The 16445-nt window shown below is 33.0% G+C and carries 16 protein-coding genes; 15 read left to right on the plus strand and 1 reads right to left on the minus strand.

The annotated features are described in order from the left end of the window. Nucleotides 1-151 precede the first annotated feature (151 nt). A complete protein-coding gene (gene ypdA / locus ACSUE0_RS04260; protein WP_119614765.1) occupies nucleotides 152-1138 on the plus strand; it encodes a bacillithiol disulfide reductase YpdA in 987 nt (328 codons plus the stop codon). A gap of 126 nt (nucleotides 1139-1264) precedes the next feature. On the opposite strand, the gene ACSUE0_RS04265 is transcribed toward ypdA, so the two are convergent. Then, nucleotides 1265-2239 carry an asparaginase gene (locus tag ACSUE0_RS04265; protein WP_436956231.1) on the minus strand — a complete coding sequence of 325 codons (975 nt, stop codon included), beginning with the start codon at nucleotides 2237-2239 and terminating at the stop codon, nucleotides 1265-1267. Nucleotides 2240-2317: 78 nt separating this feature from the next. On the opposite strand from ACSUE0_RS04265, the gene cmk reads away from it, so the two are divergent. The 14 genes from cmk (at nucleotide 2318) to ACSUE0_RS04335 (ending at nucleotide 16442) form a co-directional block, all read left to right on the plus strand. Beyond that, the gene (gene cmk / locus ACSUE0_RS04270) at nucleotides 2318-2977 is read left to right on the plus strand and encodes a (d)CMP kinase (RefSeq protein WP_119614769.1); all 660 of its coding nucleotides are present in this window, start codon (nucleotides 2318-2320) and stop codon (nucleotides 2975-2977) included. 292 nt (nucleotides 2978-3269) lie between these two features. Continuing rightward, the gene (gene rpsA, locus ACSUE0_RS04275; RefSeq protein WP_119614763.1) at nucleotides 3270-4451 is read left to right on the plus strand and encodes a 30S ribosomal protein S1; all 1182 of its coding nucleotides are present in this window, start codon (nucleotides 3270-3272) and stop codon (nucleotides 4449-4451) included. 179 nt (nucleotides 4452-4630) lie between these two features. After that, the gene (gene der / locus ACSUE0_RS04280) at nucleotides 4631-5941 is read left to right on the plus strand and encodes a ribosome biogenesis GTPase Der (RefSeq protein ID WP_017724517.1); all 1311 of its coding nucleotides are present in this window, start codon (nucleotides 4631-4633) and stop codon (nucleotides 5939-5941) included. A 16-nt stretch (nucleotides 5942-5957) separates the two neighbouring features. After that, on the plus strand, nucleotides 5958-6956 hold the full coding sequence (locus ACSUE0_RS04285) for an NAD(P)H-dependent glycerol-3-phosphate dehydrogenase (protein WP_436956233.1): 999 nt from the start codon (nucleotides 5958-5960) through the stop codon (nucleotides 6954-6956). Nucleotides 6957-7125: 169 nt separating this feature from the next. After that, nucleotides 7126-7398 (plus strand): HU family DNA-binding protein, encoded by a 273-nt coding sequence (locus tag ACSUE0_RS04290; RefSeq protein ID WP_002483248.1) that lies wholly within the window; start codon nucleotides 7126-7128, stop codon nucleotides 7396-7398. Between the two features lie 322 nt (nucleotides 7399-7720). After that, nucleotides 7721-8293 carry a heptaprenyl pyrophosphate synthase subunit A gene (locus tag ACSUE0_RS04295; RefSeq protein ID WP_119615202.1) on the plus strand — a complete coding sequence of 191 codons (573 nt, stop codon included), beginning with the start codon at nucleotides 7721-7723 and terminating at the stop codon, nucleotides 8291-8293. A gap of 1 nt (nucleotide 8294) precedes the next feature. Next, nucleotides 8295-8996, plus strand: a complete 702-nt coding sequence (locus ACSUE0_RS04300) for a demethylmenaquinone methyltransferase (RefSeq protein WP_436956235.1) — start codon at nucleotides 8295-8297, stop codon at nucleotides 8994-8996. Nucleotides 8997-9021: 25 nt separating this feature from the next. Then, nucleotides 9022-9975, plus strand: a complete 954-nt coding sequence (locus ACSUE0_RS04305; RefSeq protein WP_182475194.1) for a polyprenyl synthetase family protein — start codon at nucleotides 9022-9024, stop codon at nucleotides 9973-9975. A gap of 151 nt (nucleotides 9976-10126) precedes the next feature. After that, nucleotides 10127-10576 carry a nucleoside-diphosphate kinase gene (gene ndk / locus ACSUE0_RS04310; protein ID WP_119615201.1) on the plus strand — a complete coding sequence of 150 codons (450 nt, stop codon included), beginning with the start codon at nucleotides 10127-10129 and terminating at the stop codon, nucleotides 10574-10576. A gap of 454 nt (nucleotides 10577-11030) precedes the next feature. Then, nucleotides 11031-12197: a chorismate synthase gene (gene aroC / locus ACSUE0_RS04315; protein ID WP_017724511.1), complete on the plus strand. Its 1167-nt coding sequence runs from the start codon at nucleotides 11031-11033 to the stop codon at nucleotides 12195-12197. 38 nt (nucleotides 12198-12235) lie between these two features. Further along, entirely contained in the window at nucleotides 12236-13303 is a 1068-nt protein-coding gene (gene aroB, locus ACSUE0_RS04320) for a 3-dehydroquinate synthase (RefSeq protein ID WP_436956238.1), read from the plus strand. 9 nt (nucleotides 13304-13312) lie between these two features. Then, the gene (gene aroA / locus ACSUE0_RS04325) at nucleotides 13313-14611 is read left to right on the plus strand and encodes a 3-phosphoshikimate 1-carboxyvinyltransferase (protein ID WP_119614744.1); all 1299 of its coding nucleotides are present in this window, start codon (nucleotides 13313-13315) and stop codon (nucleotides 14609-14611) included. A 4-nt stretch (nucleotides 14612-14615) separates the two neighbouring features. Beyond that, nucleotides 14616-15863 (plus strand): tetratricopeptide repeat protein, encoded by a 1248-nt coding sequence (locus ACSUE0_RS04330; RefSeq protein WP_119614745.1) that lies wholly within the window; start codon nucleotides 14616-14618, stop codon nucleotides 15861-15863. A gap of 18 nt (nucleotides 15864-15881) precedes the next feature. Next, nucleotides 15882-16442: a YpiB family protein gene (locus ACSUE0_RS04335; RefSeq protein WP_119614746.1), complete on the plus strand. Its 561-nt coding sequence runs from the start codon at nucleotides 15882-15884 to the stop codon at nucleotides 16440-16442. The last annotated feature ends 3 nt before the right edge of the window (nucleotides 16443-16445 follow it).

Genomic DNA, 16445 nt, shown 5'->3' on the forward strand with positions numbered 1-16445 from the left:
ATGAGTTTGTATTTATAGTGAGATCTTTTTTATTTTCTCAATATATTTATAGACACAAACAATTTTGTAATAAAATTTTCAATTTCTTTCATTTGGTTTTTTTAAAACTATTGGTATAATATATGGGTGGTAAAAGGAGGACGAAGGAAGAATGCAAACAGTTGAAAGTATAATTATAGGTGGCGGCCCTTGTGGACTTAGCGCTGCTATTGAACAAAAAAGAAAAGGTATAGATACATTAGTTATAGAAAAAGGGAACGTTGTAGATGCAATTTATAATTACCCAACACATCAAACGTTTTTTTCTTCAAGTGATAAATTAAGTATAGGGGACGTTCCGTTTATAGTGGAAGAAAGTAAACCACATCGTAATCAAGCGTTGGTTTACTATAGAGCTGTTGTAAAACATCACCAACTTCGTATTAATGCTTTTGAAGAAGTCCTCACAGTAAAAAAAATAAATAACCGTTTTACAATAACAACTACTAAAGACGTATATCAATGTAGATTTCTTACTGTAGCTACAGGTTATTACGGACATCATAATCAACTTGAAGTTGAAGGGGCTGAACTTCCTAAAGTTATGCATTACTTTAAAGAAGCGCATCCTTATTTTGATCAAAATGTAGTGATTATTGGCGGTAAAAATTCTGCTGTTGATGCGGCATTAGAATTAGAAAAAGCAGGTGCAAACGTTACAGTAATTTATCGAGGTAGCGATTATCCTAAAGCGATTAAACCTTGGATATTACCGAATTTTGAATCTCTCGTCCGTCACGAAAAAATTAATATGGCGTTTGAATCAAATGTGACTAAAATAACAGAAGATAGTGTTATTTATGAACAAAATGGGCAAACATTTGAAATAGCTAATGACTATGTTTTCGCGATGATAGGATACCACCCAGATTATGAATTTTTACAATCTATAGGCATTGAAATTAACGAGAATGAATATGGCACCGCACCAATCTATAATAAAGAAACATATGAGACAAATGTAGAAAATTGTTATATCGCAGGTGTTATTGCTGCAGGTAATGATGCAAACACAATATTTATTGAGAATGGTAAATATCATGGTGGTATTATAACTCAAAGTATTTTATCTAAAAAACAAACTCCACTTGAATCTTAAAATGATAATGTTTTAATCACATTCTTAGCAAGTATTTATAATTATTCTTTAATAATCAAAATCAAAAATCACAACCACTTATACTAGGTTATAAATGGTTGTGCTTTTTATTTACATATATTTTCATTATAACTGTGATTCAAAATATTGTTTCAACTGTTCTGATGACAATTGATTACTTAACCCTACAAGAAGTTTTAAACGCGCTTTAGGGCCATTTAAACCATTTGAGAAAATAACACCTTGCTCGGCTAAAGTTGCGCCGCCACCTTCATAAGCGTAAATTGGCCCAACAATACCATTGAATGACCTAGAAACTAGAACTATTGGTATATGTTTACGTAAACAATCATCCAAACCTTCCAAACTAGTTGGCGGTAAATTACCTTGACCAAGTCCTTCAATAATAATACCATCTACATTGTTTTGGCTATAAAAAGTCAAGACATCACTGTTCATTCCCATATAAGCCTTAACTAAAGGAATGTTTAAATTGTTATCTATTTCATCAAGGATTAGATGCTCAAAAGGTTTATGATGAAATTGAACACTGTTTTTAGTTACTACACCTAAAGGTCCATGGTTTGGACTTTGAAATGTATTTGTATTAGAAGTATGTGTTTTTGTTACATTGCGAGCAGTATGTATCTCATCATTGAAGACAACCATAACACCCATATCTATAGCTTCATCACTTGTTGCAACTCTAATAGCTGATATGAAATTATACAAACCATCCGAGCCAATTTCATTTGAGGAACGCATTGCACCTGTAATTGCTATAGGTTTAGAAATAGCCATTGTTAAATCTAGCAAGTATGCAGTTTCTTCCAATGTATCTGTACCATGTGTGATAACAAATGCATCATAGCTTTCATTTTGAGCTGCATTTTCAATTAATTCTTTTAATTTTTCAACATATTTAATGTCCATATGTGGTGAGGGAACATTAAATGGTGTAATTTCAGTTACATCAGCATATCTTTCTATTACTTCCTTGTGATTAGATATAGGGTTATCTGTATTTGTAACTACTTTATTAGCTTCATCTTGTGACATGCTAATGGTGCCACCGGTATGAATAACAAGAACTTTTTTCATGCGGGCATTCCTCCTATTTATAAAGTACATATTTATGATAAAATATTATTCATAAAACAACAAGGAAGGGTTACTAAAATGAAATTATTAAATATCGCACTTGACGGACCTGCAGCAGCAGGAAAAAGTACAATTGCTAAGCTTGTTGCTGGTGAATTATCTATGATCTATGTAGATACTGGTGCAATGTATCGTGCAATTACTTATAAATACTTACAACAAAATAAAACTGAAGACTTTAATGAATTAATCGATACGACAGAATTATCACTCACATATGATGAAGTTAAAGGCCAAAGAGTCATTTTAGATAATCAAGATGTCACTGACTACTTAAGAGAAAATAATGTAACTAGTCATGTATCATATGTGGCTTCAAAAGAACCCGTTCGTACATTTGCAGTAAAAAAACAACAAGAATTAGCAGCTAAAAAGGGTATTGTTATGGACGGTAGAGACATCGGAACTGTCGTATTACCAAATGCTGATTTAAAAGTCTATATGGTAGCTTCAGTGGAAGAACGTGCGTTACGTAGACAGAAAGATAATGAAGAAAGAGGTATTGAATCAAATATAGAGCAATTAAAAAAGGAGATTGCAGACAGAGATCATTATGATATGAACCGTGAAATTTCTCCTTTAATGAAGGCTGACGATGCAATTACTGTAGACACAACTGGTAAGAGCATAGAAACTGTAACATCAGAAATATTAACTTTAGTAAAATCATTAGATTAACCATAGATGCCTCAAATTTAATATGAATATTTTCATATAGTGTAAAAAGGTTATACACTGAAAAAAGTGGGTATATAATACACGTGTATTATTATACTAATCAGAATTAATATACTATATAAAAATGTAAAGTTTAGGTAATGTTTTTGTTCTTTTTGTTAGATCAAAAAAACCTGTTTTACAAAACATTAACAATTTAAAATTGATTTTCTCGAATAAAGGGGAATTTCTTGACAATTCTGTCAGTTTATAAGATGTTATAATTATGTAGTGTAATAAGGAGGCAGACAAGATGACTGAAGAGTTCAACGAATCAATGATTAACGAGATTAAAGAAGGGGATAAGGTTACTGGTGAAGTTCAAGAAATTGAAGAGAAACAAGTAATCATCCATGTCAATGGCGGTAAATTTAATGGCATCATCCCTATTAGTCAACTTTCAACGCATCATATTGACAACCCAAGTGATGCAGTAAAAGTTGGTGATGAAATCGGTGCATATGTTACGAAAGTAGAATATGACGAAGAAAATGAAACGGGTGCATATATCCTTTCAAAACGCCAACTAGAAACTGAAAAATCATATGAATTTTTACAAGAACAGTTAGATAATAACCAAACTATCGAAGCTAAAGTCACAGAAGTAGTTAAAGGTGGTTTAGTTGTAGATGTTGGCCAAAGAGGATTTGTACCAGCCTCATTAATTTCTACAGATTTCATTGAAGATTTCTCTGGTTTTGAAGGACAAATTTTAAAACTTAAAGTTGAAGAATTAGATCCTGCAAATAATCGTGTCATTCTTAGTCGAAAAGCAGTAGAGGCACTAGAAAACGCAGAGAAAAAAGATAAATTACTGGAGTCACTTAACGAAGGTGACGTTATCGAAGGTAAAGTAGCGCGTTTAACTAATTTCGGTGCTTTTGTTGATATTGGAGGCGTGGACGGTCTTGTACACGTTTCGGAATTATCACACGAACATGTTAAATCACCTGAAGATATTGTAGCTATTGGAGATAGCGTGAAAGTTAAAATCAAATCAGTAGACAAAGATTCTGAACGTATTTCACTGTCTATCAAAGATACATTACCAAGTCCTTTTGAAGCAATTAAAGGTGAAATCAATGAAGGCGAAGTTATAGAAGGAACTGTTGTTAGATTGACTAACTTTGGTGCTTTCGTAGAGATTCAACCTGGGGTACAAGGATTAGTTCATATTTCAGAAATTAGTCACTCACACATCGGCACACCTGGCGAGGTATTACAACCAGGCGAAAAAGTGAGTGTAAAAGTACTAAGTGTGGACCCAGAAAACGAACGTATTTCATTATCAATAAAAGCAACATTACCAGATGAAAATGTCATTGAAAGCGATAGGGAAACTACCCAATCTTATTTAAATAATAATTCAGAAGATGAAGATAATCCAACGCTTGGTGATGTATTTGGAGATAAATTAAAAGACTTCAAATTTTAACAATGTAAGTAATAGCAACTTTAAATCTTGTCCTAGTATATGTTAGGGCAAGATTTCTTTTTTGTTATTCAAAATTTGTATGATTATTCTATAACAAAAATATTGATTTAATATTTCTTTTGATTTCATTACCCCTTATGATAGAATTATAGAGATTAAAGAAGAGAGGAAGTTAGTTTATGACTAAACCTATAGTAGCAATTGTAGGCAGGCCAAATGTAGGCAAATCTACAATTTTTAACAGAGTCGTAGGTGAACGCGTTTCAATCGTAGAAGATACACCCGGTGTGACTCGCGATAGAATTTATTCATCAGGTGAATGGTTAACTCACGATTTTAACATTATTGATACTGGTGGTATTGAAATTGGGGATGCCCCGTTCCAAACACAAATTAGAGCACAAGCTGAAGTTGCCATCGATGAAGCCGATGTAATTATCTTTATGGTAAACGTAAGAGAAGGCCTAACTCAAAGTGATGAAATGGTTGCTCAAATGTTATATAAATCAAAAAAACCGGTAGTACTAGCAGTTAACAAAGTTGATAATCCAGAAATGAGAAATGAAATTTATGATTTCTACTCACTTGGTTTCGGGGACCCGTATCCAATTTCTGGTTCCCATGGACTAGGTTTGGGAGATTTATTAGACGAAGTTGTTAAGCATTTTAAAGAGGAAGAACCAGACCCATATGACGATGATACAATACGCTTATCAATCATTGGACGTCCAAACGTTGGTAAATCAAGTTTAGTAAATGCAATACTTGGCGAAGATCGTGTAATCGTATCAAACGTAGCTGGCACTACTAGAGATGCTGTTGATACCGAATATAGCTATGATGATCAAGATTATGTGTTGATAGATACTGCTGGAATGCGTAAAAAAGGTAAAGTCTATGAAAATACAGAGAAATATTCAGTGCTACGTGCTTTAAAAGCCATTGAACGCTCTAATGTAATTTTAATCGTTATTGATGCGGATCAAGGTATCATCGAACAAGACAAGCGTGTTGCTGGCTATGCACACGAAGAAGGTAAAGCAATTGTAATTGTCGTGAATAAATGGGATACAGTAGACAAAGAAACTAATACTATGAAAAAATTTAAAGATGAAGTTCGTAAAGAATTCCAATTTTTAGATTATGCAGAGGTTGCGTTTGTTTCCGCAAAAGAGAAGCAACGTCTCAGAACATTATTCCCATATATTAAAGAAGCTAGTGAGAATCATAAAAAACGTGTTCAAAGTTCAACACTAAATGAAGTGATTACGGATGCAATTTCCATGAATCCTACACCTACAGATAAAGGTCGACGTTTAAACGTATTCTATGCTACACAAGTTGCTATTGAACCGCCGACATTTATCGTATTTGTAAATGATGTTGAGCTATTGCATTTTTCATACAAACGTTATTTAGAAAATCAAATTAGAGCTGCATTCGGCTTTGAAGGTACACCAGTACACATTATAGCAAGGAAAAGAAATTAAATACCGGGGGGATTCCATGTCTAAAGTAACTGTCTTTGGTACGGGAAGTTTTGGTACGGCATTAGCAAATGTCTTAGCAGAAAACGGACACCAAGTTTTAATGTGGGGGAAAAATGAGCAAACAATCAATGAGATTAATTCACAACACATTAATAGCAAATACTTAAAAAAAGCACAACTTAATAACACAATAGAAGCAACATTAGATATTAATAGCGCTGTATCATTCTCAGATGTCTATTTAATGGCGTTACCGACAAAAGCAATGAGAGAAGTAGCGAAATCAATCGATTCACTATTAACCTCTAAAAAGACCTTTATTCACGTAGCTAAAGGTATTGAAAATGAAACATATAAGCGTGTTTCTGAAATGTTGGAAGATTCAATTTCACCAGAGCATAATGCAGGTATAGGTGTGCTTTCAGGACCAAGCCATGCTGAAGAAGTTGTAATAAAACAACCAACTACTGTAGCAGCTTCATCTAAAACTCCAGAAGTCAGTCAACTAACACAAGACCTTTTCATGAATGATTATTTACGTGTATATACAAATGATGACTTAGTAGGTGTTGAACTAGGTGGTGCATTAAAAAATATTATTGCAGTAGCTAGTGGTGTTATATCAGGAATGGGATTCGGTGATAATGCTAAAGCAGCGCTTATGACTAGAGGTTTAGCTGAAATTAGCCGCTTAGGTGAAAAACTAGGTGCAGACCCAATCACATTTCTAGGCCTAGGAGGCATAGGAGACTTAATTGTAACTTGTACCTCAACCCATTCTAGAAACTATACACTTGGTTATAAATTAGGTGAAGGTAAATCATTAGACATAGCTTTAAATGAAATGAACATGGTCGTTGAAGGTATATATACAACAAAATCTGTTTATCACTTAGCTAAAGAGGTCGATGTAGATATGCCAATCACTGCCGCACTTTATAGTGTATTGTTTGAAAATAGACCAGTGGATGAAAGCGTTAAAGACTTGATGGGACGTGGAAAGAAAGCAGAATAGCGAGGTATTATTACACTTTTTAGTTAATTTATATCAATTAACTGTCAAAATCCTATTATTTCAACGTTTTTTACGCATAAATCATTGCAGTAGCAGTAATCGTTGTGTTAAAGTCATAGCATAATGATATTAAGTTATCATTATTAACCCTAGGGGAGGTGAATTCATAATGAACAAGACAGATTTAATCAATGCTGTTGCAGAACAAGCTGACTTAACTAAAAAAGAAGCTGGCTTAGCTGTAGATGCAGTATTCGAATCAATTCAATCATCACTTTCTAAAGGTGAAAAAGTACAATTAATTGGATTCGGTAACTTCGAAGTACGCGAACGCGCTGCTCGTAAAGGCCGTAACCCTCAAACTGGTAAAGAAATTGATATCCCTGCAAGCAAAGTTCCAGCATTTAAAGCTGGTAAAGCTTTAAAAGACGCAGTAAAATAATTCTTTACTCAAAGTAAAGCCCTTTTCAAGGGGCTTTTTCTTTTTTTATAGAGAATTTTTTATAAAGCTTTAAATCATATATCTTTTAACTTTATAATTGTGATATCATTCGAAGTAGCGATTTTAAATAAATGTAGTAAAACAACTACTGAAAATTAATGAGTTTATTAAACAAATTTACATATAACTATTACTCGATTACACAAATACATGAGTATTTTTAATATATATTACATAAATATCCTTTACTTTGATTTACGTTGATTTTATTTTTCTCTATATAATGTTAATATGTATATGGATAATAACGTGAGGTGTGAACATGGAAACGACATTTAGCATATTAGAAACTCAAATTGCACAGCGACTCAGCAGTGTAAATCATTATGAACCAATTTATATCAATCAAGGATTAGCAGAAATACTTGATTCTTATGATATACCTCAAGAAGCTAAATTAGCTTGCCTCACAATAGATACTGCGATGCGTCATCTAGACGAAGTTTCAACTACGTTATCGTCTAAGAAATCTATTTTAATTGGCGACTTATTAAGCGCTCATTTTTATACATTATTAGCAAAACTCAATGATCCAATTTATCAAAAAGAAATTAGTACAGCAATTGTTGAAGTAAATGAAATGAAATCTTCAATTCATCATGTCGCAATTGATAACAACGACATTAGTGACTATATTTTAAAAGTTGAAAATACTTTCCCGTTTATTACAATTAAAAGATATGTCCCTGAAGTTAATATTAATTTTATCAATGACAAAATGATAGCGAGTTTAGCTGAACATCATCCTTCTTACTTAGGCGAATTTTCTAAAGAAAAACTAGATGGTTTTATAGATAAATTAAAAGCTGAAATACATTCAAAAAGAGGTAATTAACATGGCAGATAATAAAGCAAAAAAAGAACAAGTACACAATGTTTTTCAAAACATTTCTGGTAAATATGATCGACTCAACAATATCATTAGCTTTGAACAACACAAGACATGGAGAAAACGTGTTATGAAAGAAATGAACGTTAAAGCTGGAAGTAAAGCACTAGATGTATGTTGTGGTACTGCTGATTGGACTATCTCATTAAGCAAAGCAGTAGGGCCAGCTGGCGAAGTAATTGGTGTTGATTTTAGCGAAAACATGCTTGAAGTCGGTAAAAGCAAGACCTCAGACATGCATAATTTAAAGCTTGTACATGGCGATGCAATGAATTTACCATTTGAAGACAACGAGTTTGATTACGTTACTATTGGATTTGGTTTAAGAAATGTTCCTGATTATTTAGCAACTTTAAAAGAACTAAACCGCGTTTTAAAACCTGGTGGAATGGTTGTTTGTTTAGAAACTAGCCAACCAACGACACCTGTTTTCAAACAATGCTATAAACTTTATTTTAAATTTGTAATGCCAATATTTGGTAAAATATTTGCGAAATCCAAAGACGAATACGAATGGTTACAACAATCTACATTCGATTTTCCAGATAAAGAAAAATTGAAACGTTTGTTTACACAAGCTGGTTTCAGCAACATAAAAGTCCGTAGCTTTACAGGTGGCGTTGCAGCAATGCACCTTGGCTATAAATAAAATGAATCAACCAAAGGTGATTAGCGTGGCAAAGTTAAACATGAACAGCGAAATAAAAAAAATTGAAAAACAATTAGAGCAGTCTATAAAAAGTAATGACAAGATTCTTGAATCAGCATCATATCATTTATTTTCATCTGGCGGCAAACGCGTTAGACCCGCCTTTGTAATCTTAAGCAGCCAATTTGGTAGAGAAAGAAACGACGAAGTCTATCGTGTTGCCGTAGCACTTGAACTTATTCATATGGCAACGCTGGTACACGATGATGTTATAGATAAAAGTGATAAACGAAGGGGTAGCTTAACTATAGCTAAAAAATGGGATCAGAATACAGCTATACTCACAGGAAACTTCTTATTAGCTCGCGGACTTGAGCACATATCTAACATCGAAGATAGTCGTGTACATAACGTCATTTCTAGTGCAATTGTAGAAGTTTGTATGGGCGAGTTATATCAATTCCAAGACCAATTCAATGGTAATCAAACAATCACCAACTATTTACGGAGAATTAATCGTAAAACAGCATTACTTATTCAATTATCTACTGAAGTGGGCGCAATTGCTTCGGGAGCAGACGCTAAAACAATTCGCAATTTAAAAATGATAGGCCACTATATTGGTATGAGTTTTCAAATTGTCGACGATATCTTAGATTTCACGAGCACTGAAAAAAAATTAGGTAAACCAGTTGGTAGTGATTTAATGAACGGCCACCTAACGCTTCCGGTGCTGTTAGAGATGAGAAAAAATGAAGAATTCAAAGGAATTATACAACAATTAAACGTAAATAGTAATCAAGAAACGTTCGAATACTGTATTAATCATGTGAAGACTTCTGATGTCGTACAGCAGTCTCAGGCAATCAGCGACAAGTATTTGGATAAGGCACTTTACTTAATTGATCAATTAGAAAATGAAGATTCAAAACCATTATTTAAGAAACTAATTAAAAAAGTTGGAAAAAGAAATGTGTAACTTGTGTGAAAACCATTGAAAGCGCTTTAATTACCTGTTAATATATTAATGTGCTTCAAAACATACTTTTATTTTGATACATATACAATTTTATATATTGTTGAAAAATTAAAGGACATTGATACATAACAAACAGGGGGATAAACACACAATGGAAAGAACATTTTTAATGATTAAACCAGATGCGGTGCAAAGAAATCTAGTAGGAGAAATTATTTCTCGTATTGAAAGAAAAGGACTAAAACTTGTAGGTGGTAAGTTAATGACTGTGCCACAAGCACTTGCTGAGGAACATTATGCAGAACATACAGATAAACCTTTCTATAAACATTTAATTAGCTTTATTACATCAGCACCAGTATTTGCAATGGTTGTTGAAGGGGAAGACGCTGTAAACGTTGCCCGTCACATCATCGGCAAAACAAATCCGTCTGATGCAACTCCAGGCACAATTCGTGGAGACTTAGGTTTAACAGTAGGTAGAAATATCATTCATGGTTCAGATTCAGTAGAGTCAGCTAATAAAGAAATTAACCTTTGGTTTAAAGCAGAAGAATTAAGTGATTATACAGAAGCACGTGAAGCATGGTTATATGAATAATTTAAATACTTATAGAACAAAATTTGAGACTAAATTGTCTTAAGCAATAAATAAACGATGATTTTTACTTTATACCTGTAAAAATCATCGTTTTTTATATTTTATAAGGTTGTATTACAATGTTCTGTTAAATAAATACAATAGACAATAAAGTTGTTTAAAATTTTTAATTCTCCCCTAGAGTCTTTGAAAATAAAAAATATAGTGAAGTTTTATATTATTTTATAGCTTTATGTATGACGAATCATTTAAAATTATGGTGTTACAACCATAAAAAAGTAAAATTCAATATTAATAAAAATGTTTAAATGTTACACTGAAAAATAACATTCTAACCGTAAAAATTTAAGAAGATTTATCATTTGTGAATTTTTCTGTTAATTTGAACAATTGAATATGATAAGATATAGAACATATATCAATTTAAAGTACTAAAGAACGGAGTGGGTAAAGTATGAGATATTTAACTTCTGGTGAGTCACACGGACCACAGTTAACTGTAATTATTGAAGGTGTTCCAGCAAATTTAGAAATCAATGTTGCTGACATTAACGAAGAAATGTTTAAAAGACAAGGCGGTTACGGCCGTGGAAGACGTATGCAAATTGAAAAAGATGCTGTTGAAATCGTATCTGGCGTGAGAAATGGTTATACTTTAGGAAGTCCTATTACGCTTATAGTTACTAATGATGACTTTACTCATTGGAAAAAAATTATGGGTGCAGATCCAATCAGCGAAGAAGACCAAGACAATATGAAGCGTGTAATCACTAAACCTCGTCCAGGACACGCAGATTTAATCGGTGGCATGAAATATAACCACAGAGATTTAAGAAATGTTTTAGAACGTTCTTCAGCAAGAGAAACAGCTGCACGAGTTGCTGTTGGTGCAGTTTCTAAAATATTACTCAAACAATTAGATATTAATTTTTATAGTAGAGTAGTAGAAATCGGTGGCATTAAAGATGATATTGAATATGATATCGATACAATTAAATCAAATATTGATAAAAATGATGTGCGCGTCGTTAATGATGAAATTGCACAAGCTATGCGCGATAAAATTGATGCAGCTAAAAAAGCTGGCGATACAATTGGTGGAGTAGTTCAAACTATAATTGAAGGCGTACCTGTTGGAATAGGTAGTTATGTACATTACGATCGCAAACTTGATGGCAGAATTGCTCAGGGTGTAGTGAGTATCAACGCTTTTAAAGGTGTAAGTTTTGGTGAAGGTTTCAAAGCTGCAGAGAAGCCAGGTAGCGAAATACAAGACGAAATATTATATGATACGACAAATGGTTATTATAGAGGTTCAAATCACTTAGGTGGTTTTGAAGGTGGTATGTCTAATGGTATGCCTATCGTAGTTAACGGTGTAATGAAACCAATCCCTACACTTTATAAACCTTTAAACTCTGTAGATATCAATACAAAAGAATCATTCAAAGCGTCAATTGAGCGCTCTGATAGCTGCGCTGTACCTGCTGCAAGTGTTGTTGTTGAAAACGTAGTGGCTTTTGAATTAGCAAAAGCATTACTTGAAGAGTTCCAATGTAATCATATTGAGCAATTACAATCGCAAATCAAGGAACGTCGCTTATTAAATATTGAATACTAATCAATAAATTAAAATTTATGAAATAATTAGGTGATTACATGAAATTAGAAACCACTTATAAATCTAATAACTATCCAATTATTATTGAACATCATGCCCTCGATCAATTACATGATTATATTAAAAATTATCAAGATATTGTTCTTGTCATTGATCAAAAAGTTGAAAACGAATGGAGTCATATCACTGACTTCATCGCTAGTGAATATGAAGCTCATAAACTTATCGTACCTTCTGGCGAAACAACGAAGACGCTATCTTTTTACGAAGAAACGATTGAATCGTTGTTGAGTAAACAACTAACAAGAAATACTTGTTTAATTGCTATCGGAGGAGGTGCCACTGGTGACTTCACTGGTTTCCTTGCCGCTACTTTATTAAGAGGTGTCGATTTCATTCAAATACCAACTACCATCTTAGCTCATGATTCGAGTGTAGGTGGTAAGGTTGGAATTAATTCTAAACACGGTAAAAACCTTATTGGTGCTTTTTATAGACCTAAAGCAGTCATTTATGATTTGAACTTTTTAAGTACATTACCATATTCAGAAATTTTAAGTGGATACGCAGAAGTTTATAAACACGCTTTGTTAAATGATATTGAATCGGTAAATCATATCGAGGCACAGTACTCAGATGAACAAGCGCTTAAATCACTTGATGAAATTGAATATTATTTATACAAAGGTGTTCAAACAAAATTGAATATTATTGTAGCAGATGAGAAGGAATCAAACGTCCGTAAATTTCTTAACTTAGGCCATACATTTGGTCATGCCGTTGAATATAAATTTAAAATTCCACACGGACACGCTGTTATGATAGGTATCGTTTTTCAATTTATAGTTACGAATATAATGCTAAATAAATCATTTAATATTGCACATTATGTAAATTATCTAAGGGATTTAAACTATCCGTTAGATATTGTTAATGATTTAGAATTTGAATCTTTATATAAATTAATGCTAAACGACAAAAAAAATGATGAACAGGGTATGCAAATGGTACTCCTAAAAGATATTGGAGACCCAATTGTGAGACACGTTGATTACAAAACACTTTCTAAAGCTTTCGCAGAATTTAAATCATATTTTAATAAGTAGGTGACTGATTTGGCAAACAGTAAAACAATAGACATTAACGGACCGTTAGTCGGTGAAATCGAAGTACCTGGAGATAAATCTATGACACATAGAGCTATTATGCTCGGTTCTCTAGCCTCAGGAAAATCAACAATATATAAACCATTACTTGGTGAAGATTGTTTACGTACTGTTGAAATATTTAAGTTATTAGGTGCTGACATTAAAGTATCTGAAGATAAAATAGAGATTGATTCACCAGGATTTAAGCATTTTAAAACACCCCATCAAGTTTTATATACTGGCAATTCAGGTACGACCACACGTTTAGTTGCTGGTTTATTAAGCGGTCTAGGTATAGAAACTGTTCTTTCTGGTGATGAATCAATAGGCAAACGACCAATGGACAGAATTATGAAACCTTTAAAATTAATGCAAGCCAATATTACAGGCATCGATAATAACTATACACCTTTAATTATCAAACCTGCTAAAATCAAAGGTATTGCATATGAAATGGAAGTTGCCAGTGCACAAGTTAAAAGCGCAATACTATTCGCAAGTTTATTCGCTGAAGAGCCAACGACAATTAAGGAATTTGATACTTCTAGAAACCATACCGAAACGATGTTCCAACAATATCACATCCCTGTTTCTACAAAAGACAAATTGATAGATATGCCTGCCCATGGCATTGACCATATCAGACCTGTAGATTTTCACGTTCCAGGCGATATATCTTCAGCTGCGTATTTTATTGTAGCTGGCTTGATAACACCTGGAAGTGATATTACAATACACAATGTTGGCATTAACCCAACTCGTTCAGGTATTATTGATATCGTGACACAAATGGAAGGGAATATTACTTTATTCCATCAAACTGATGGACCAGAACCAACTGCATCCATACGAGTGCAATACTCTCCTGACATGAAGCCCATTCATATTGATGGTGACTTAGTGCCTAGAGCAATAGATGAAATTCCTATCGTTGCTTTGCTTTGCACACAAGCTAATGGTACAAGTGTGGTTAAAGAAGCTGAAGAATTAAAAGTAAAAGAAACTAATAGAATTGATACAACTGCTAATATGTTAAATTTACTTGGTTTTATGTTACAACCAACTAATGATGGTATGATTATTCATCCATCAGCTTTAGAACAAACTGCAACTGTAGATAGCTTTACAGACCATCGTATAGGTATGATGTTAGCAGTTGCCTCACTTTTAACTAATGAAGCAATTACCATTAATCAATTTGACGCAGTTAATGTTTCTTTCCCAGGATTCTTACCAAAGTTAAAACAATTAGAAAAAGAGGGATAAAAGTATGGAAGATATCTATAAATTAATAGATGATATCAACTTACAAAAATTAGAGAACCTAGACACACGTGTTAATGATGCATTAAGTTCTCCTAAGGACGATGCTTTATTTATTCTAGGTGAAACATTATATAATTATGGATTGATGCCACAAGGTTTAGAAGTATTCCGTACGCTTTACCATAAATATCCTGATGAAAGTGAATTATTAATATACTTTATCGAAGGATTAATGGCTGAAAACCACACAGATGAAGCGTTAGAATATTTAAGTGAAGTTGAAATATCAACAGAACGCTTAATGTTAGAGGCAGATTTATATCAACAATTAAATATGCTTGAAGTTGCAATTAGTAAACTAGATGAAGCAATTGATATTGAGCCAAATGATCCAATCATACATTACGCACTTGCTGAGATATTATACTTTGATGGTCAATATTTACGAGCAACTTCAGAATACGAAACCGTGCTTGAAACGGGAGAATATGAAGTGAACGGTGTAAATCTATTTTCTCGTTTAGCCGATTGTAGCTTGCAAAGCGGTAACTACAGTGATGCAATTAAAATGTTTGATGAAATCAATGAAGATGAAATGGATTCAGAAGATTATTTCAAAAAAGCCATCGCTTATGAAAAAAATGACCTCTCACAAGAAGCTATTAAATTAGTTCAAACACTATTATCTAAAGACCCTGACTTTCTACAAGCATATTTCTATTTACAACAGTTATATGAAAACGAACATAATCACGCCGACGCAATCGAAATCGGTAAAGAAGGATTAAGATTAACGCAATTCTATAAAGAATTGATGGTTTCCACTGGTAGCATCCAAATAGAACACGGAGACGCTAATGAAGGCGTTCAATTATTAATTCAAGCACTTGAAGTTGATAATGCGTACCAAGAACCATTATTGTTATTAAGTGATTTATATAGACAAGAAGAAGATTATGAGTCACTTATTGGATTATTGAAATATGTAGATGAAGAAGACTTAGATCCAGTATTTATGTGGCACCTCGCTTATGCATTGGGGCAAGAAGAACGCGATAAAGAAGCACAGCATTTCTTTGAATTAGCATACGACACGTTACAAACACAATCTGCATTTTTAAGTGACTATTATTTTTATGTAATAGAAATTGGTCAAATTGAGTTAGCTAAAAAGCTATTAGACCAATTAGTTGAATTAGAACCATCTAATGAGACATGGCATGATGAAGCGGAAAGACTGGCGTCTTTCTAGTATAGGAAGGTGAGTTAAATGTTTGATACCCTACAACAATCAAAAGCAACTTTCATAGAGTATTTACTCTTTCAATATGAATTCAAGTCTAGGATTAGTGTATGGGTATTGAACTTACTCAAATCTTCGCCAGAATTACTACAAAACGTACATTTCGTAGATGAACGTATCGATACACATAATACGCTTGAAATTTCTATGTTACACACTGAGCAATATGGTATTAAATTTAATTATAAAGACCAACAAATGATTAATAGTAATGAGATTTTCGAGCACATCGCTCTCAATCAATTATCTTTTGACATTAAGCTGAATTTTAATGCTGAACAAGATAGGGAAGCAAGATTAGATGACTTACTCATTAAACAATTATTACATTCACCATATTATGCGTTATATATTCAAGACATCTATCGAATTCCGCTTTCAAAACAAAGTGAATCTTCTATCATCACACATTTGCAAGATAATATTGATTTAAGCTTACAATTACATGATAGCGATTTGTTTTATCAATTATCACAAATCCTTAATACTTTTAAATTAAGAAATGTAAATATAACAACGAAGGATTGACAG

Source organism: Staphylococcus sp. AS1337, assembly GCF_051408735.1.
GTDB lineage: Bacteria > Bacillota > Bacilli > Staphylococcales > Staphylococcaceae > Staphylococcus > Staphylococcus xylosus_B.